Here is a 19,189-nt window from a genome sequence, read left to right as displayed (position 1 = left end):
TCGATGAAATTACAACCGGCTTCTACTCATAATAGTGCAAAAGCCGGTTGGGTAATATCAACCGAATGTTCGTTGCCACCAGCCGCCTCGGGGCGTACCGGTTTTTTCAGTCGCGGTTTCCTTTGCAGCTTCGTCATCTGCTTTTTTGGCGGCTGGCTTTTTAGCCGCCGCTTTTTTTGCAGCTGGCTTAGCCGCAGATTTTGTTGCCGGCTTCTCGGCTGCATCAGTGCCGTCGGTATCAGCTTTCTTCGCTCTCGACCGTGGCGCTTTTTTGGCCGCCGGTTTTGCGGGTTTTGCTTCACCTGACGTTTCAGTCGATGCTTCAGAGGCCGCTTTCGCCTTGCGCGGGGCGCGGCGGCGCTTCGGTTTTTCTTCAGCATCTTTCGCTGCACCATCATCTACTGCTGGCGCGTCGCCTGATCCATCAGCCGGAGCATCGGTCTTCTTGCGCGAGCGGCTAGCTCTTTTTGGCTTTTCCGCGGGTTTTGCAGTATCATCGGAACTGGCTTCTGCCGCCGGTGCATCCGCGCCTTCTTTAACAGCGACTGCATCGCCTGCTGGCTTACGGGTGCGGCCACCACGAGACCGGCGCGGTTTTGGTTTATCGCCATCATCACTGCCATCTTCTGAGGTCTTCGCTTTGCCTTCGCCATCGCTCTTTGATTGATTTTGGTCGTTGCGGTTGTCGCCTTCGCCAGATTCGTTGCTGGCTTCGTTATTGCGATCGGAACCGCGTCCGCGCCGTCCGCGCCGACGCCGCCGTTTACGGGGACGGTCTTCGGCTTCCCCTGCCTGTTCGGCCGCATCGACAATGTCGTCATCATCATCTTCTTCGTCGACAATTGGTTCAAATTTCGGCGCATTTTTGGGAGGACCGCCGGAGCCCTTGACTTCCATGCGGGCGCCTTCTGTTTCACCATCCGGTGTGATTTCGATCGAAACACCATAGCGTTTTTCGATGTCATCAATTTCATGACGCTTGCTGTTCAGCACATAAATAGTCGCTTCCTGGCTGGCAGTAAGCGTAATCTGGCTGGCTTTGCCCTTAGCCGCTTCTTCTTCAAGCAGTCGCAGCGCTGAGAGAGCAGAGGAGGATGCTGTACGCACCAACCCTGTGCCTTCGCAATGCGGGCAGACTTTGGTTGATGCCTCCAAGACACCCGTACGCAAACGTTGGCGGCTCATCTCAAGCAAGCCAAAGCTTGAAATCCGGCCAACCTGAATGCGTGCACGGTCGTTTTTCAAAGCATCGCGCATGGCCCGTTCGACTTTGCGGATATTCCCGTTACGGTCCATGTCGATGAAATCGATGACCACCAGCCCGGCCATATCGCGCAGCCGCAGTTGACGGGCAATTTCCGCCGCTGCTTCAAGGTTGGTTTTCACTGCGGTCGCTTCAATCCCGTGTTCGCGGGTGGAACGGCCTGAGTTGATATCGATGGATACCAAAGCTTCTGTCGGATTGATGACCAGATAACCGCCAGACTTTAGCTGGACTTCCGGCTGATACATCGCGGACAATTGATCTTCCGCGCCATAGCGCTGGAACAATGATACCGGATCGGCATAGCTTTTGACCCGCCGGCTATGGCTGGGCATGAGCAATTTCATGAAGTTTTTCGCGGCAGCATATCCTTCAGCGCCTTCGACAAGAACTTCCTCAATCTCGCGGTTATATATGTCGCGGATCGCGCGTTTGATCAGATCGCTATCGCTGTGGATTAATTTGGGTGCCACTGCTCCCAGCGTATTTTCCCGAATTTCGTCCCAAAGCCGTGCGAGATAATCAAAATCCCGTTTAATTTCAGGTTTGGTGCGCGACAGACCGGCCGTCCGCACGATGCAGCCCATGGTGCTGGGCAATTTGAGATCGGCGATGATCGTTTTTAACCGCTTCCGGTCGCCGGCATTATTGATTTTCCGGCTGATGCCTCCGCCATGGGATGTGTTGGGCATCAAAACGCAGTAGCGTCCGGCCAAGCTCAAATAAGTGGTGAGGGCTGCGCCTTTGTTGCCACGCTCTTCTTTGACGACTTGAACCAATACAACTTGACGGCGCTGAATAACATCCTGAATTTTGTAACGCTTGCGCAACGCCATGCGTTTTTGACGCGCTTGGTCACTGGCTTTGGCTACATTGCCTTTGCCGCCACGGCCGCCGCGTCCCCGATTGCGGCCTTTGCCGCGCCCGCCACGGCCCTTGGGCTTGGTATTTTCATCGGAAACATCCTCGTCAGCAGAATCGCTATCGCTAGCGTCTTCGTCGTCTCCGTCATCATCTTCGTTAGCGTCTTCGGTAGGAACTTCGCCTTCGCTGACATCGATCGTATCAACGCTTTCGTCTTTTTCGACATCCTCGACTGCGTCATCCAGTTCTTCGGTCGCTTCTGATGCGATGACGTCGGCCGGACCTTCACCTTCTTCTTCTTCACGCTCCCGCAGCTGCGCTTCTTCCGCTGCATGTTCGGCTTCTTCGGCAAGCAAGCGTTCGCGGTCTTCTTTTGGTATCTGATAATAGTCGGGATGGATTTCGCTAAATGCCAGGAAACCGTGACGGTTCCCGCCATAGTCAACAAAAGCCGCCTGTAGGGAGGGTTCTACTCGCGTTACTTTTGCTAGATAAATATTGCCTTTTAGCTGTTTATGGTCCGAAGATTCAAAATCGAACTCTTCAATTTTGTTCCCTTTTACGACCGCCACCCGGGTTTCTTCCTGGTGGCGCGCGTCGATTAGCATGCGCGTTGTCATTCAATATACTCCTGGCATAGCGCGCCGGATCGGAACCCGGCGGGGCCATGCAATATAAAAGGGATGACGTCTTCTTGCGCGCTGCCAAAATAGGGGGAGCGGGCGGCGTCATCCGGTTAAATTCAATTGTTTCTGAAAAAAATGTGTCTGCGACAAATGCATGGCCCGGGCCGTTAGCCAGGGTCTTTCCGTCCATAGAAACGCTTCCCTGTGGAAGAGTTCCGGAGCCGGAGATGTCATGCCTCATGTCGCTTCAACCTGTATATACCGGATAAATATCCAGTTTAATTTGTGCCGTTTTATAACGTTTTATAACAACACAAATGGGGTGCTAGCACCGCAATAGCAAATCGGCAACACAAACTATCTCCAGACCGGATCACAATTATTGCGAAGTTATAAATTGAGTTAAGTTCATCGCAAACATGGTAAATTTGTTGTTAACCATGTCATTTCACGAGAGCTTATAAATTCATCCTTAACCGAGTTTTTACTGCGTTGTATGGCAAGAAACCAAGGACGATGCTGCCGATATGAATTTTAACTGGACCGATATGGCTGGCGCATTGCATAAGGCGGCTATGCCTTTCGCAGCAATTTTAGCTACCTCACTATTGATTGGAAACCCTGCAAATGCGGGTTCAGTGAGCCGTATTGATGCGAATGGTGGCCAAATCACTGTTTCTTTTGATGGCTTTGTTGAGAGTGCATCGACTTTTTCGCTGCTTGGCCCGGACCGGATTGCTGTAGATATAAAGGGTGGTAAAGCGGGGCGCGGGGGTCGTGCCACAGGGATGGTTAAATCGGTGCGTCAGGGGCAATATAATCCCAACACAGCGCGGATCGTTTTTGACTTGGATCGTCCGGCTGTCATCACCGGTGGGAGTTTTTCTGCTGATGGAAAAAGTCTCAAACTGAATATGCAGTCCGTTGGGGGGATGCGATCGGGACCGGTCGTAAGTCCTTCCTTCCACCGGCTCATTTGCGTGCAGAACCACCGAAGAAGTCCTATAGTGTGAAAATGCCGCTCGGGAAACCACAGGACAAGGTGGCTCTGCCGAAAATTGAAGGCCCCGAAGATGAGAGCAGGCCTTTGGTCGTCATTGATGCCGGCCATGGCGGTCATGACCCCGGAGCGGTTTCGCCACATAGCGGAAAATATGAAAAAAGTGTGGTGCTGGCCATAGCGAAGGCCGTGCGCGACCAGCTGGTTTCGAGCGGACGGGTCCGGGTAGCGATGACGCGAGACACCGACAAATATCTGGTTCTCGAAGAGCGATACGGCATTGCGCGGCGCCTCAATGCGGATTTGTTCATATCCATTCACGCTGATGCCGCTGGCAATCAGTCCGCCAACGGTGCGACGGTTTACACCCTGTCGGAGGTCGCTTCTGACCGGGAAGCTGCCAAATTGGCGGCACGGGAAAATCGTTCAAATATCATCAACGGTGTAAATTTGGGCGGTGCCAATCAGGATGTCTCGTCCATTCTTATCGATTTGACTCAGCGAGAGACAATGAATGTCTCTGCCGATTTTGCAAAATTGCTGATCCGAGAAGGCAAGCGTATGATAAAATTTCGCGGTAATCCCCATCGGTTTGCTTCATTGGTTGTCCTGAAAGCGCCGGATATACCGTCGGTTTTGTTTGAGACGGGCTATCTAACCAACAAGGAAGATGTTGCGCTGCTCAGCTCAAGCTCTGGTCAATCGAAAGTGGCTATTGGCATTGCCAACGCGATTGAAGCACATTTCGCGAGAAAACTGGCGCAGCGCTAGACGTTAACTGCTGAACCGTTTTTTCTCGAATAAGCGATACTTGGTGGTACTTCCTCTGTCTTGCGCTGGGCCAATAAAATTTTTCGTCGATATTCGCTGGAAAATGGTTCTGATAATGCTAGATAGCCCGGTATATGGTCGAAAATACACCCGATAAAGATGGCGCCAGCACAGCGGAAAGTCTCGCTTACAAGCTGGAGCGTAATACTGGCGGTTTTATAAGCCGGATAGAAAAGCTGTGGCAAAAACGCCTGTTTCGTCTGTTTCTGGCCTTTGTGGCGCTATGTTTGCTGGGCTGGTTACTTATCTGGGTGCTTTTTGCACGCGATTTGCCTGACGCGACAATGCTTCAGCAATATGAACCACCGCTTCCGACCATGGTGCGGGCTTATGATGGCGAGCCGGTGCACAGCTATGCGCGGGAACGTCGGGTGCAGCTGGAATATGCCGAATATCCCGCGTTGTTGGTGCGCGCCTATCTGGCGGCGGAAGATCGGACCTTTTTTGAACATGGCGGGCTTGATTATCCGGGTATTGCGACCGCGATCGTCAGCAATATTTCCAGCAGCGGCAGGCCCATCGGTGCGTCCACCATCACGCAACAGGTCGCCAAAAACCTGCTGCTGACCAACGAAGTTTCCTACCGCCGGAAAGTGCGCGAGGCGTTGCTTGCTTATCGCATCGAAGAAGTCCTGACGAAGCAGGAAATTCTTGAACTTTATCTCAACCAGATTTTCCTCGGCCGAAATGCTTACGGTGTACAAGCTGCGGCACAGGCTTATTTCGGCAAGGATGTCGATGAGCTGGCCCTGCATGAAATGGCTTATCTCGCAATCCTTCCAAAAGGACCATCCAACTATAGGCCGGAAAATAACGAACAGCGCGCAATTAATCGCCGCGACTGGGCTTTGGGCCGGATGCTGGACAATGACTGGATCACGCAGGTACAGCATGATCAAGCCGTTGCTCAACCGCTAGGAGCTATTCGCTCTCGCGGCGCTCGATTTGAGCGTGTGGGTGGTTATTTTATCGAAGAAGTGCGCCGTCAGTTGATCGAACAATTTGGCGAGACCGAAGACGCAGGACCGTATAGCGTCTATTCCGGCGGGCTTTGGGTCAGGACGTCACTAAATCCCGAATTGCAAGAATATACCAAAGACGCTCTACGCACCGGTTTGCTACGGTATAGCCGCGGCAAGGCTTGGAGCGGGCCGATCAATAAAATCGAAATGGATGATAAATGGGCCCGGCGCTTGGCATCCACGTTCATCAATACCGACTATGCCGACTGGCGGATTGCCGTCGCTTTGAGCCGCCAAGGCAATAGCGCTGAAATTGGCTTTACAGATGGCACCACCGGTCGTTTGGGTAATGCACCCAGCAAGTTGGCGGCTGGTGATATCATCGCCGTCAGTCCGGCAGGCGGGAGCAACTATATTCTGCGCAACGTACCGAAAGTATCTGGTGGTATGGTCGTGCAAAACCCACGAAATGGTCGAATTTGGGCGATGCAGGGCGGATTTGATGACCGGATGAGTTCATTCAACCGCGCGACACAGGCCGAACGACAGCCAGGTTCGACGATCAAGCCATTTGTTTACGCGACTGCGCTCGATCAGGGGATGACGCCGGCAACGATCATTGTTGACAGCCCCTTCTGTGTTTACCAATCCGCTGCATTGGGGCGCAAATGCTTCCGTAATTTCGGTGGTGCGCGGGGTGCCGGGGCGCAGACTCTGCGCTGGGGCGTCGAACAGTCTCGTAACTTGATGACGGTTCGCGCTGCGAACGATTCAGGTATGGACAACGTCGTTAAAACCATCAAGACAATGGGAATTGGCGACTATAAGCCCTATCTATCCTTTGCACTGGGTGCAGGTGATACCACGGTGGCGAAGCTGACCAACGCCTATTCCATGCTCGTCAACCATGGCCGGGAGCTAAAGCCGACGGTCATCGATTTTGTTCAGGATCGACAAGGAAAGGTCATCTTTCGCGCCGACAAACGGATTTGCGAAGATTGCAATCAATCTGATTGGGACGGCGAGCCGATGCCGCGGCCAAGACCCGCAGGAAAGCAGCTCATGAATCCGATGACGGCCTATCAGATGGTCAACATTTTGGAAGGCGTTATCACACGCGGAACCGCACAAAATCTTAAAAGCCTCAATCGGCCGCTATTTGGTAAAACCGGAACAGCGAGCGGACCGACCAACGTATGGTTCGTGGGCGGCTCGCCTGATATGGTGGCTGGAGTATATATGGGTTTTGATACGCCTGCCAATATGGGCGGCTATGCACAGGGTGGTACATTAGCAGCACCGATATTCAAGCAATTTGCAGAAAAGGCGATGGCTGGGATGCCAAAAACGCCCTTTGTCGCGCCGCGCGGTATTCGCATGGTAAGAGTTGATCGGAAAAGTGGTAAGCGGGTCTTTGGTGGCTGGCCTTCTGACGATCCAAGATCAGCGGTGATCTGGGATGTATTCAAACCGGAAACCGAGCCCAGACGATCAATCCGCAAGGAAGAATTACTGGCGCGTCTGGAAGCGAAAAAAGCGCAGATCAGGGCCGCGAAACTCGCGGCGCGTAACCAGGCAGCAGCCGATGCTAATAGGAATAGACCGGCTCAGAATGATAATGACTTCCTGCAGGATGAAGGCGGGATTTACTAGGGCATTTCACGCGGTTTTTGATCAATAGCGGAGCTATCAAATCGCGCCGCTATTGCGCTTTTGCGCCTTCTTCTATTGATGCAAGTAGGTCACATTTGCCGGTTTTTGATCACAAAACCATGGAAAAGCAGGTCTTTTTACGACGAACTGAGTGTCGTTGATATTGAAAACGATATTGGCATCCCCAACTGAACCGACAGCGGGGCAACACCGAACAGGGGTTTGGAGTTGAATATGCGTAGTTCGATAAAACTATTTGCAGTCCTTGCCGCAGGAACGTCGCTTGCGTTTAGCGGTGCCGCTCATGCCGGAGAGCCTTATGTGGGCGCATCGGCGGGACTTAATTTACCGAGTGATTCGAAAAATCGTGGAGAATTTGAAGCCGATGTGGCGGCGACAGCAGACTTTGACGCGATCCCGTCAGGCACAGATCTCGATTGGACGACAGAGCTTAATAATGGCCTCGACCTCAATCTGTTGGCTGGTTACCGTTTTGACAACGGCTTCCGCGTTGAATTGCAAGGCTTTTACAACGAGTCCAGTGTGGATCTGCACCGCGATCTAGCGGTCGGCGGAACTGTGATCGACGCTGTTGATTCTGCCGTGTTGACGCGCGGCGCGGCTGATCCGGCCAATCCGACGGTAGGTGCAGTATTAAGTACCGATGATGGACAGATCAAAAACTATGGTCTGTTCGCCAATGCTTTCTATGATTTCCAGATCAGCGAAAGTCTGGTGCCCTATGTCGGTGCTGGCGTCGGCTTTGCGCGGCAGGATGTCGAATATGCACCATCCGGAATCGATGTGGTGGATGATAAGAAAACACGGTTCGCCTATCAAGGCATGGCCGGTGTAAGTTATCGATTGAGCCCGTCTTTCGAGCTTTTCGGTCAATATACATACCGTGCCACGGATCGCGGTGACTATGATGTCAATCTGTTGCCCGCGACTTTAGGCGTAAAGAGTGAGCAATCCATATTCAATGTCGGTTTCCGTATCCCATTGGGTGGCGGCAGTTGATTTTGCTTTGGTAGCAAAGCTTTACACTAAATAGATGCGCGCCGCCTGTCACAGTTCGACCGGCGGCGCGCATTTGCATTTTATTTTACGCGTTTCCCTGCTGACAGCGGCGAAAACCTCTGTTATCGGCGCGGACATGACTGAACGTTCCCATATTCGTAATTTTTCCATCATCGCGCATATTGATCACGGTAAATCCACGTTAGCGGATCGGCTGATCCAATATACCGGCGGGTTGAGCGAGCGCGAGATGAGCAAGCAAGTGCTCGACAATATGGATATCGAGCGCGAGCGGGGGATTACGATCAAGGCACAGACAGTCCGGCTGAAATATACCGCCAAAAATGGCGATTCCTATGAACTCAGCCTGATGGATACGCCGGGTCATGTAGACTTTGCCTATGAAGTTTCGCGCAGTCTTGCAGCTTGTGAAGGCGCATTGTTGGTCGTTGATGCGGCGCAGGGCGTGGAAGCGCAAACACTCGCGAATGTCTATCAGTCCATCGAACATGATCACGAGATTATTCCGGTACTGAACAAGGTCGATCTGCCCGCCGCTGAACCCGAGCGGGTACGTACCGAAATTGAAGAAATCATCGGTCTCGATGCCTCTGAAGCGGTCTTGGCTTCAGCCAAATCCGGCATTGGTATTGAAGATATTTTGGAACAGATAGTCGAGAAAATTCCGCCCCCCGGCGGCGACCGTGATGCACCACTAAAGGCCATGTTGGTAGACAGCTGGTATGATCCTTATCTGGGCGTTGTCATTCTTGTTCGCGTCATTGACGGCGTACTGACCAAAGGGCAGCGGATCAAATTCATGGCGCAGGGCACAGAGCATCTGGTCGACCGCGTTGGCTGCATGAGCCCCAAGATCGAACAGTTGCCGGAATTGGCTGCGGGTGAAATTGGTTTCATTACGGCTCAGATCAAGGAAGTGTCGCAGACCGCCGTTGGTGATACGATCACGACGGTTAAAGGCGGCGCGGCCGAGGCTCTGCCCGGCTTTAAAGAAGTGCAATCTGTTGTGTTTTGCGGCCTCTTCCCTGTGGATGCAGCGGATTTTGAAAAGCTGCGCGAAAGCATTAGCAAGTTGCGGTTGAACGATGCCAGCTTCACCTTTGAAATGGAAACAAGCGCGGCCTTGGGGCAGGGGTTTCGCTGCGGATTTCTGGGTCTGCTACATCTGGAGATTATCCAGGAACGCCTGACCCGCGAATATGATCTCGACCTGATTACCACCGCGCCGTCTGTCGTTTACCGGATGGTGATGAACGACGGGACCGAACAGTTTCTCCACAATCCCGCTGATATGCCGGATGTCGTGAAGATATCCCATATCGATGAGCCGTGGATCGAAGCGACAATTTACTGCCCGGATGAATATCTCGGCGGCATCCTGAAGCTCTGTCAGGACCGGCGCGGCGTGCAGAAGAACCTTACCTATGTCGGCGACCGCGCGCAGGTCGTGTATGAGTTACCGCTCAACGAGGTTGTGTTCGACTTCTATGACCGGTTAAAGAGTATCTCCCGCGGTTATGCCAGTTTTGATTATCATCAGGTTGGCTTGCAGACCGGCGATCTCGTCAAGATGAACATTCTGGTCAACGGCGATCCGGTAGACGCGCTCAGCATGATTGTTCACCGCGACGCTGCAGAAGCACGCGGCCGGCATATGTGCGAGCGGCTTAAAGACCTGATCCCGCGCCATCTGTTCAAGATCCCTGTGCAGGCGGCGATTGGCGGCAAGGTCATCGCGCGCGAGACAATTGCCGCGATGCGCAAGGACGTGACGGCCAAATGCTATGGCGGTGATATCAGCCGAAAGAAGAAGCTGCTCGACAAGCAGAAAAAGGGCAAGGCCAAGATGCGCGAATATGGCAATGTCTCCATCCCGCAGGAAGCCTTTATTGCGGCGCTGAAAATGGGAGACGAGAGTTAAGGGCAGTCGCTAAAAAATCGAAATATTTTTCAGGTTACTGCTGCAACTCACAGGGTTTAATCTTTCCTGGCAGCGGAGATTTACCAACAGGACGGAAGCGCGCGAAATAACCGCCCAATTCCGGCCGCTCCATATAGCCTATCAACTGATAGCCCACTGCTTCAAATTCGCAAAAAAGTTGTTTGGGCGGGATGCCGTGCTGGACAAAGGGACGATCAACATCGACCACGATAACCTCGCCTCCATCGTAAGTGCCGCCGTCTTGATCCCGCCGGATGGAGGGGCGCAGCCGCGAAAGAAAAGCATAAGGCTCTCGCACTTCATGATACATATGGACCAGAAAAATGCGGTCAAAACTATCCTCTGGCAGACGCGGATCATCGGGGGCGCCCAGTTTGATCGAAACATTGTCCAGTTCATCACGGGAAACACGATCAGCAAGCCGCTTGATCACTTCCTCGTCAATATCCTGCGCAAGCACACGGCCCTCTTCGCCGACTTTGTCAGCCAACCGCACGGTATAATAACCTTCGCCGGCGCCGATGTCAGCGACAGTCATACCCGGCGCTAGCCCAGCGGCCTTCATAATCTCTTCCGCTTCCCCCCGCTTGTCCCGCGCGGTCTCTGTCGACCACTGGTTGCCGGCAAGATCAGATACCGGCCGAGAGGCGGGCGGATAGGCCCGTGCAGTTTCGGGCCGGTTTTCATCCGCATCAGGGATGCGCTTACATCCCGCCACCGGAACGGTGATCGCCAATGCAGCGAATGTCATGACGGGCAGGGTGAAATACTGGTGCTTGAACATACTCATGCAAAGAGATTTAGGCGAGGGCGACGATCGGGGCAATGGATTTCAGAACAAAGTGCGCTTTGATCCAGTCGGAGCCTATTTTTGCTCTGCATTTCAGATTGCGAACAACCTAGCTGATTTTCTTTTTGCCGTCGACTGTGATTGAGTCGACGAGGTTTTTATAAAGCCCGAACAGATTTTCAACTCCGTGACGGTCGTCACCGCTCCAGTGTCTACTTGTAATCACCGCAATATTTCTTCCGGATCGGAATGAAGCTGGCGGATAGTGGACGTCCACACTATACTTTCGGATTGTGGCGCATCTCCTGAGAGTGAGATACTAAACTAACCAATATGGTATTATAGGAATGTGATTTTCGAAATAAGTCTAATAGTTTATCGCTTAATCGATAGCCTGTAATAATGAGGTTGCCGTTTAAGAATGATCTTGGCATTGCTCTCATGATCCATAGGTTATCAGAAAGAAAAACCAAGTCCGATCCATAATTCTTGAACGATTATCTGCCTGTTTCCTGACTATGCACGGCCGATAATGAGTATTTGGTGATGAAAGATAATCTAATTAAATAAGCTAGTCATATTGCAACGATGGAAAAGCGAATTCCGAATATATAACAATATCATGATGTTAAAGGCATCAATCATCGTGCAGCAAAAATAAATAACCAAATAGGTAAAAATAGCTTTCCTACAGCACGGTGAAGATAGTAAAACTTTCAATATTCCCGGTTCGAAATGTGAAGATTCGATGACGCTCGCGCTGTGGGCGATGGGATGTTGAAAGGAATATTATATGCTTAAACTGACTTTATTAGCGACTGCTTCTCTGCTGGCAGTCCATACGCAAGCTATCGGTGCAGAGACTGTACCATCTCCGGACGCAATAATAGACACTGACGCCGCAAAGTCTGGGCTGACAGAGCACAAAACCGAGTCCACGGAAAATTATGATCATTTTTTCCCTGGACCGGTTAGCGATGCTCGGAAACAGGAACTCGATGATCGGGTTGTGACCGCAGCAGAAAATCTGCCTCAATCGCATCCCCGCCTCTTCGGAAATCATGCGCAATTTGCTGAAGATATAAAACGGTTTGATGACCTGGACCCAACTTGTTCTTTTGGTGGGAAGAATGGCATTGGCACCATTAAAAATACAAAAGCTCTATGGGACAGGTTTAATTTTGGTCGACGGATATGCAACGGCAATATCCCAACCAGTTTTGCGGATAATCCAGATCTGCAATATTATACGACGAACACGAGTGCGAAATGGAATCAAGACCGGGCGCTGCGCGTTCTTCACCTCATGCGCCGGATAGAGGCTTGTTTGCAGGAAGACCCGGATTGTCAATATAGCGAGCTGGAATTTGACTACATAAAAAAGGCGTTTATCGACAAGGAAGTGGGGCGTTTTCACGAAACGGGACGCACTAACCGCAACGACGATGGAAACCGGAAAGACTGGCACTATGGCGGCGGCGGATCTTTTTTTGATCTCGGCGCAATTAACCCCTTCCAAGTCTGGTCGCTTACTCTCGATTTTTACTGGGATCAGCCAGAATACCTGTCTGCGGCGGACCAGAAAGCCGTTGCTGACGAGTTGCGCCGATATATTCAAATGTACTTGAACCAATCCAAAAATATCGATGGTCTTGGCTGGACGCTTTATAACGGGAACAACTGGACGGTTATTCTCAACAGTGCCGCCATGCATTGGGCACTGGCACTCTATCATGAGGAGCCGCTTGCCGAAGAAGTCCTGCGCACGGCGCTAAAAACCAACTGGCTTCACCGCGATATCTACCTCGACCAAGGGCAATATAAAGAAGGGGCCGGGTATATTGCCACCGATTTCGTCGCCGTCATGCAGATGAACAATATGCTGAAACGGACCATCGGTGAGCCTGTTCACGCGATGAAATGGGGCGTTATGAACGATACGGCGAAATGGTATCTGGATTCAATGTCTACGGACGGTCATATCCTGAGCTTTGGCGACACCTGGGCGCGGCGGAGTTTCACCAACACTTTTCCGCTCAATATGGCTTTGTGGAAAGAAGTTACCGGCATAGTTCCATATAATACAGAAACCATCGAACCATGCGATGCGGGGAAATTCTTTGCCAATCATTATCATGAAGCCGGCTACCAAAACCCCTGGGAAATAGATGTCAGTATGGCGCGGGACTGGTATAGCATTGCCAGTCAATGTGACAGCATTACGGATACAACCTATAATCTCTACGAACCCTATGGTGAAGCCGTTTTCCGGGTTAATACGGATCGTAAAACAGATGTCTCTCAGGCGCCGAATGCACCAGTCGGTTTTCAGCAATCCAATCAGACGTTGATGGCGATAACAGGCGTCGATAATCAATTCCCACATCGCGAGGTTGATTTTGGCAGCGTGATTTGGTCGGCTCATGGAAGCCGGCTGATCCAGGATTGGGACTATGGGCGTTTCACCAAGAGTATGAACTATTATGACACGCAGCGTTCCAGAGGTTTTTTCCAGAAGACCGGCGCCGACGATAAGTTGGAATTTTTTATCAAAGAGCTGCAGCCCGATATGAACATGTCGCAAGCCTTTGTTGCGTTGAAGGTCAGTTACAGCGAGCAGCGGGTGCCGATCGGTCCCTACATGGGGCCGGCGGACGAAGATGGATGGGCCAAAGTTTCTATTCCGATTGGGGATTTTGAGTTTGAGCCTCGTTTCTGGGATCATGTCATTGTTGACCAAGATTCTGAAAGCAAGGGGGTCGGTCTGGTTACTTTTAGAATTGCCAACGGCGTTGCTGCCCGTGATGTCGAATTTGGCGTCGATGAGATAAAGCTGGTTTCGCCATCGAAAGCACTGACATGGTTTGGCGACGACTATGAAGGATCTGTTGAAGGTGACGCGCTATTCTACAATTATTTGAAGGATATTTCGGCTGCACCGCAGGTATCTGGTGGAGCCAATGGTACCAATAATTGGTTGAAGATCAGCGCTTTGAACAAAGCCACCGGACGTCTGGGGCTCTATTATAGGGATGAGCCCGCGGACCGCGACATTGTCAATAATATAGACAGCTTTGCGATCGGTGCGAATACTCTTATCATTCCCGATGCGCGATTTACCGATCCCAACAACCCGTCACCAGAGCGCACAAACATAAGCCAATTACGAGGTAAGGTAGGTTCCCGGTCGCAATTCACGCTTCAGGGTTTTGAAGGGGTCAAGTTTGATGGAGCGAAAGTCTACGGCAAAGATGAGGAGGATGGATGGCTGAATAAATTCGACCGCTACATGATTGCGCTCGACAACGGCAATTTCCTGATCGTCGATGATTTCGAAACCAAAGACGGAAAGGCATCGGAGATACAGGAGTTCTGGTTCTCAAAAGCGGACGATATATTGACATGCGCCAGAGGCGGGCAATTGAGCTATCATGTTGATGTCATTCATCAAGAAGGAAATACAGTGGATTATATCCCGCGCTGTATGGTCCTGGGCGTTCAGGAGACTGCAGAATCTGCGGGCCGGATGACGGCCGCGTCCTTGACCGGAGAAGCAAAACTGAAAATGGGTGCGCCGCAATATATGAAGAACGATCGGTATTTCGGACGTTTTATCGAGGGTGACCGCATGACGATGAAAAATATCAGGGGTGCGCAAGAGGAAAGAACTTTGGTGCGTTTTGCCCCTGACGGCAAAGTCAGTAAAGACGTGCGGGCATTTCTTTTCCAAGCACAGACTGGCGCCGATGCATTGGAACCGCAACAGGTATCGATTTGCAAATGCGGTGATAGTTTCCGCGTTCAGGCGACGATCGGTTCGAAAAGCTACGATCTCGATTTCGCGGACATTGTAGCAAAATAGTAGTGCAAACTAACGGTGAGCGGTTGAGACGCGCTCACGCACTTCGATAAATTCTCCATCACACGTATACCGCTTCAAAACCTGGCAAATAAAATTGCTACGGATTTGGAGCGGTGTTCGTTTAATCCACATCCTCGACATCAACCGTTTCGCCAGTCACGCGCTGGGACAGGGCGGCGGCGATGAACGGATCAAGCGCGCCATCCAGAACATCTGATGGTGCGCTGCTCGTGACGCCAGTGCGCAAATCTTTGACCATTTGATAGGGCTGCAGGACATAAGACCGGATCTGGTGACCCCACCCGATGTCGGTCTTGGCCTGATATTCCCCACTCGCTTCGGCTTCGCGGCGTTGCAGTTCGGCTTCATAGAGCCGTGCTTTCAGCATGCCCATCGCGGTGGCGCGGTTTTTATGCTGGCTGCGGTCATTTTGTGAGGCGACGACAATACCAGTGGGTTGATGGGTAATGCGTACGGCGCTGTCGGTCGTGTTGACATGCTGACCACCGGAACCGGATGCACGATAAGTATCGATTTTCAGATCGCCTTCGTTAATCTCGACCTCGAAACTGTCGTCGATGACGGGATAAACCCAGACGCTGGAAAAACTGGTATGGCGTTTGGCCGCGCTGTCAAAGGGAGAGATGCGCACGAGGCGGTGGACGCCGCTTTCCGTCTTTGAGAAACCATAGGCGTTTTCGCCCTTGATTTCGAGCGTTGCGGATTTGATCCCCGCCTGATCCCCGGCCTGATAATCGACCATGGAGACTTTATAGCCACGTGCTTCGGCCCAGCGCTGATACATGCGCAGCAGCATCTCGGCCCAGTCCTGACTCTCGGTTCCACCAGCACCGGCATGTATTTCGAGATAGGTGTCGAAATTGTCCGCCTCGCCAGATAACAAAGCCTGCACCTTGTCGCGATCGGCGCGATCGGCAAGCGCGGCGAGGGTTGCGACGCCCTCGTCGGCCAGTCCATTATCGCCTTCTTCCTCCGCCATTTCGATAAATTCGAGCGCGTCGGTCATTTCTTGCTGGATTTCTTTGGCTGCTGTAATGGATTCATCCAGCCGGCGTCGTTCGGTCATTACCGCTTGTGCGGCGCTTTGGTCGTCCCACAGGGTTGGATCTTCAACCCGCGCATTGAGCTCGTCAAGCCGGCGCAGGGCGACATCCCAGTTAAGCGAGGTTTTCAACAGGTCGATCGCTGCGCTAATCCGGTCCACATGCGCCTGAGCTTCCGCACGCATTACAAAGTCTCCAAATATCTCTTGGCGCTTCGATTAGACGATATGGCGGTGAAGTAAAGTATCGATCGGTTCCAGCGGTCTAACCGTCTCAAAACATATCGATTTGATCGAAGCTTTCCATCGATGCGGAAGCTTCAGATCATTGATGAATTCTATTGAAAATGCCAAATGTTTTATACTTGCTCTTTTGGCCTATCGCGTCGATATGCGGCGTGCATGATATAAGATTATGCCATGCAAATTTGGAGTGAAACATAAACCCTGAATAGTCTGCTTTTTTTGCACAAGGCACAGGGGATATATTTTTTGCCGGATCAGTGAACACGGTCTTGTCCCTACATGACGCCGTAACTTTTGATCAGGCGCGTATTTGATAAGGATATTATTATGAAGAAAATTGCTATCTTGCTTGCGGCCGCACCACTGGCTCTCACAGCTTGCACATCGGAAGCGACAGCTGACGCCGCAGCTGATGCCACTCAAGGTGCAGAAGCTGGAGCACCAATCACCGCTGAAGAAGTAACTGCTGCGCAAACAGCATGGGGCGAAGGCATTGTTGCAATCGGAAAAGCGTTTACTGAAGAAGGTGATTTCCGGGCCGCCGCTGACGAGCATATCAAGAAATTCTATGCATATGGCGATGGAGCAACGATTCTTTTCAAGCCAACTCTTGCAGCCGAAGACCAGTTCCGCGGTACTTTTGAAGAGGCCATGAGCTATTTTGTCGGCACCGAAGGTTCGGAAGACAAAGGCTTCGCCATCAAGCCATGGACCGCCGTTCGTTGGGAAAATGAAGGCACAGTTGTTGACAGCGACAGCGCGATGGCCATGGGCAATTATTACTTCACCGACACCGATGGTAACGATACCAAAGTGGAATATAGCTTTGGATATGTGCGCGGTGCGGACGGTGAGTTGAAAATCAACCTACATCACAGTTCGGTTCCCTTTGGAGGCTAACCGATAGGGGCGAGGCGCCGATTAACCTCGGCGTCTCGTTTCATTTGCAGATCAATGGTTATTTTGAGCTAAGAAATTCTTGATCTTAGCGCGCCATCACCCAAAGCGCTTTTTTCCCGCCATCGCTCTATGGGACATCGCCATGGTAGTAAGCTGTGCGTTCACACGAATGCAACTGGGCATTACGCTGGCATCGGTTACATAGACATTGGCCGTGCCATGCACGCGCTGATCGAGGTCAACGACCCCTTTTGCCGGATCAGCGTTGATCGCATTACCGCCATGAGGGTGGGAGCTGGACAAGACCACATCATCCGGCTCGACAATTGCTTCCTCGTAGAAGGCGTCGATTTCCGCATCGCTCATGCTGTTGCGCAGCGTCTGACCTTTGAGCAAGGCAGGGTACACTTCGATCGCACCGTTGAGGAAATGAACTTTGGTCATCGCTGCGAGCGCACGCCGGAGCAGGGCAAGTTCCGGTTCTCCTATCTTCAGCTTCAGTTTGCCATCCTCCATTTTTCCCAGGCGGTCAGCCGGGAACAGTACGCCTGCAGAAACCAGGCGATTAAAGTTAAGCATTCGCCGGAAATGTTCATCAAACCAGCCAGGAACAAGCGTGGCCATGCTCATTGGCGGCTGAAAATGGCTCTCGATCAAATAGTCTCCGCGATCTACATATGTCGCCATCTGGTCTTCGTTCCAGACGTTCATTTCCTGTCCTTCAGGCATCAGCGCGACCACCGGACAAGCAATATTTAGTGATATGTCGCTGCCGCTATTTTTGATGCCGCTGTTGATCAGCAAATTACTGGATGCCAGCGCTCCGGCCGCCACCACAACGCCCTTTCGCGCTGTTACTTTGCGTTTGCGGCCATCACGCAATGTAATCTCTACCGCCTCCGCTACGCGGTCCCCATTGCTACCATCTTTCCAGATAATTTCGGTCGCCTCTGCACCGTCCAATATCCGCGCCGGCGTGTCCCGATCAGCACTTGTGGCGTGGGTCAAAAAACTCTCCGGCATCGCTTTCTTGCGTCCGTAGGGACAGCCGGTGTTGCAATATCCGCAATAGACACATTCGCTGTCAGGTGTCTTTGGACCGTAGTTTTTCTGGAACCAGGCAGTGATGGCTTGTTTGTCCATCGGGTCACTGGATTGGGCGGCATATTTATTCCATCCGTCGACCAGATGCGGCCCGTTGTTGCGACCGGATATTGCTGATATCTCGGATACCTCTAGTGCACTTTCTACCGCCTCATAGCTGGTGGTCAGCTCTGCCTCGGTTATGGGCGCACCAAGGCTGGCCCAAGTTTCGTAAACATCCTCCGCCTGGGGGTGCACGAGGCCGGCATGCTTCATCCGCAGACAGATACCGTTATTGATCACTGTCGAACCACCAACAACGCGGCCTTGAAATACGATGACATCACGATCTTTGGTGGTTTGTAAGGCGCCATCTTTGAATAATCGCGCCGTCATTCGTGCTTCTTCATGGGTGATGCGCGAGGAGGGGTAGTTGTGACCCGCCTCGATGATCAGTACCTCATGGCCTTCATCCGCTACGGAGGCTGCTGCGACTGCTCCACCTGCGCCGGAACCGACAATGATCACGTCAACTATTTCCGGAATCGCGTCATGACCAACAAAGACTTCGGCTTTCAGATCGCGCCGGTTCTCCCGCTTCACCGGCAGTTCGCCGGGCGCAGAGCGATCACGCTGGCCGGGCAATAGATATTTCAGCCGTTGGTAAATCGGATTGTCGAAATTCATCTCCTCATCACCGCGCTCCCAATGGCCATAATAGCCGGCCAGAATGACGCCTTTGGTCCTTGCGATATCCTGGAAAAGATCAACGCGTGAGTTTTGCAGGCGGCGGCGGATCAGGCTCTGCCGGAGTTTCGGCGTCGCAAGAAAGAAAAATGGACCGCCAAGGATAAAGAACAAGGCATAGAGCGCGAGACCAATTTCTTTTGGTTTGTCACCATCGATGTTGGAGAAATGTTCTTGCAAATTCTCCACAACCTGAGACGACGATATAGCCATTGGTGTATTGTGAAAAAGCGCCTGTGTTAGTGCTTTCAACATACGCGCTTGAAGGGGATTAAACGGTTTTTGCATGTCTATCTTCCTAAGTGCGACCCCAGA

At 51.9% G+C, this 19,189-nt stretch carries 11 protein-coding genes; 7 read left to right on the top strand and 4 right to left on the bottom strand.

The features are described 5' to 3' along the window. Positions 1-57: 57 nt before the first annotated feature. Positions 58-2,748: a ribonuclease E/G gene (locus tag J4G78_RS03705; protein ID WP_207988580.1), complete on the bottom strand. Its 2,691-nt coding sequence runs from the start codon at positions 2,746-2,748 to the stop codon at positions 58-60. 554 nt (positions 2,749-3,302) lie between these two features. Here J4G78_RS03705 and J4G78_RS18070 point away from each other — a divergent pair. The 5 genes from J4G78_RS18070 to lepA all read left to right on the top strand — a co-directional run bounded on the left by J4G78_RS18070 (position 3,303) and on the right by lepA (position 10,162). Continuing rightward, positions 3,303-3,767: an AMIN domain-containing protein gene (locus J4G78_RS18070; protein ID WP_243457210.1), complete on the top strand. Its 465-nt coding sequence runs from the start codon at positions 3,303-3,305 to the stop codon at positions 3,765-3,767. Positions 3,768-3,769: 2 nt separating this feature from the next. Continuing rightward, complete coding sequence (locus tag J4G78_RS18065) at positions 3,770-4,525, top strand: N-acetylmuramoyl-L-alanine amidase family protein (RefSeq protein WP_243457290.1); 756 nt, start codon at positions 3,770-3,772, stop codon at positions 4,523-4,525. 134 nt (positions 4,526-4,659) lie between these two features. Further along, complete coding sequence (locus tag J4G78_RS03695) at positions 4,660-7,200, top strand: penicillin-binding protein 1A (RefSeq protein ID WP_207988578.1); 2,541 nt, start codon at positions 4,660-4,662, stop codon at positions 7,198-7,200. A 234-nt stretch (positions 7,201-7,434) separates the two neighbouring features. Further along, entirely contained in the window at positions 7,435-8,220 is a 786-nt protein-coding gene (locus J4G78_RS03690; RefSeq protein ID WP_207988576.1) for an outer membrane beta-barrel protein, read from the top strand. Positions 8,221-8,356: 136 nt separating this feature from the next. Next, positions 8,357-10,162 (top strand): translation elongation factor 4, encoded by a 1,806-nt coding sequence (lepA, locus tag J4G78_RS03685; RefSeq protein ID WP_207988574.1) that lies wholly within the window; start codon positions 8,357-8,359, stop codon positions 10,160-10,162. 34 nt (positions 10,163-10,196) lie between these two features. Here the strand turns inward: lepA and J4G78_RS03680 are convergent, their stop codons facing one another. Further along, positions 10,197-10,967 (bottom strand): class I SAM-dependent methyltransferase, encoded by a 771-nt coding sequence (locus J4G78_RS03680; RefSeq protein ID WP_243457209.1) that lies wholly within the window; start codon positions 10,965-10,967, stop codon positions 10,197-10,199. 799 nt (positions 10,968-11,766) lie between these two features. Between J4G78_RS03680 and J4G78_RS03675 the strand changes: the two genes are divergently transcribed. Continuing rightward, positions 11,767-14,835 carry a hypothetical protein gene (locus J4G78_RS03675; RefSeq protein WP_207988572.1) on the top strand — a complete coding sequence of 1,023 codons (3,069 nt, stop codon included), beginning with the start codon at positions 11,767-11,769 and terminating at the stop codon, positions 14,833-14,835. A gap of 121 nt (positions 14,836-14,956) precedes the next feature. Here J4G78_RS03675 and prfB read toward each other — a convergent pair whose 3' ends face one another. After that, positions 14,957-16,084 carry a peptide chain release factor 2 gene (prfB, locus tag J4G78_RS03670; protein WP_207988571.1) on the bottom strand — a complete coding sequence of 376 codons (1,128 nt, stop codon included), beginning with the start codon at positions 16,082-16,084 and terminating at the stop codon, positions 14,957-14,959. A 387-nt stretch (positions 16,085-16,471) separates the two neighbouring features. Here prfB and J4G78_RS03665 point away from each other — a divergent pair, with 387 nt between their 5' ends. Beyond that, a complete protein-coding gene (locus tag J4G78_RS03665; RefSeq protein ID WP_207988569.1) occupies positions 16,472-17,044 on the top strand; it encodes a metal-independent carbonic anhydrase family protein in 573 nt (190 codons plus the stop codon). A gap of 96 nt (positions 17,045-17,140) precedes the next feature. Here J4G78_RS03665 and J4G78_RS03660 read toward each other — a convergent pair whose 3' ends face one another. Further along, positions 17,141-19,162: a GMC family oxidoreductase N-terminal domain-containing protein gene (locus J4G78_RS03660; RefSeq protein ID WP_207988567.1), complete on the bottom strand. Its 2,022-nt coding sequence runs from the start codon at positions 19,160-19,162 to the stop codon at positions 17,141-17,143. Positions 19,163-19,189 lie beyond the last annotated feature (27 nt).

The organism is Parasphingorhabdus cellanae, from assembly GCF_017498565.1.
Taxonomy (GTDB): Bacteria; Pseudomonadota; Alphaproteobacteria; order Sphingomonadales; family Sphingomonadaceae; genus Parasphingorhabdus; species Parasphingorhabdus cellanae.
This window is presented reverse-complemented; position numbering and strand designations above follow the sequence as displayed.

Bases quoted from the DNA above. Each gene is read 5' to 3' on its own strand.
- J4G78_RS03705 (WP_207988580.1), bottom strand. From the start codon at position 2,748: ATGACAACGCGCATGCTAATCGACGCGCGCCACCAGGAAGAAACCCGG.
- J4G78_RS18070 (WP_243457210.1), top strand. From the start codon at position 3,303: ATGGCTGGCGCATTGCATAAGGCGGCTATGCCTTTCGCAGCAATTTTA.
- J4G78_RS18065 (WP_243457290.1), top strand. From the start codon at position 3,770: ATGCCGCTCGGGAAACCACAGGACAAGGTGGCTCTGCCGAAAATTGAA.
- J4G78_RS03695 (WP_207988578.1), top strand. From the start codon at position 4,660: ATGGTCGAAAATACACCCGATAAAGATGGCGCCAGCACAGCGGAAAGT.
- J4G78_RS03690 (WP_207988576.1), top strand. From the start codon at position 7,435: ATGCGTAGTTCGATAAAACTATTTGCAGTCCTTGCCGCAGGAACGTCG.
- lepA (WP_207988574.1), top strand. From the start codon at position 8,357: ATGACTGAACGTTCCCATATTCGTAATTTTTCCATCATCGCGCATATT.
- J4G78_RS03680 (WP_243457209.1), bottom strand. From the start codon at position 10,967: ATGTTCAAGCACCAGTATTTCACCCTGCCCGTCATGACATTCGCTGCA.
- J4G78_RS03675 (WP_207988572.1), top strand. From the start codon at position 11,767: ATGCTTAAACTGACTTTATTAGCGACTGCTTCTCTGCTGGCAGTCCAT.
- prfB (WP_207988571.1), bottom strand. From the start codon at position 16,084: ATGCGTGCGGAAGCTCAGGCGCATGTGGACCGGATTAGCGCAGCGATC.
- J4G78_RS03665 (WP_207988569.1), top strand. From the start codon at position 16,472: ATGAAGAAAATTGCTATCTTGCTTGCGGCCGCACCACTGGCTCTCACA.
- J4G78_RS03660 (WP_207988567.1), bottom strand. From the start codon at position 19,162: ATGCAAAAACCGTTTAATCCCCTTCAAGCGCGTATGTTGAAAGCACTA.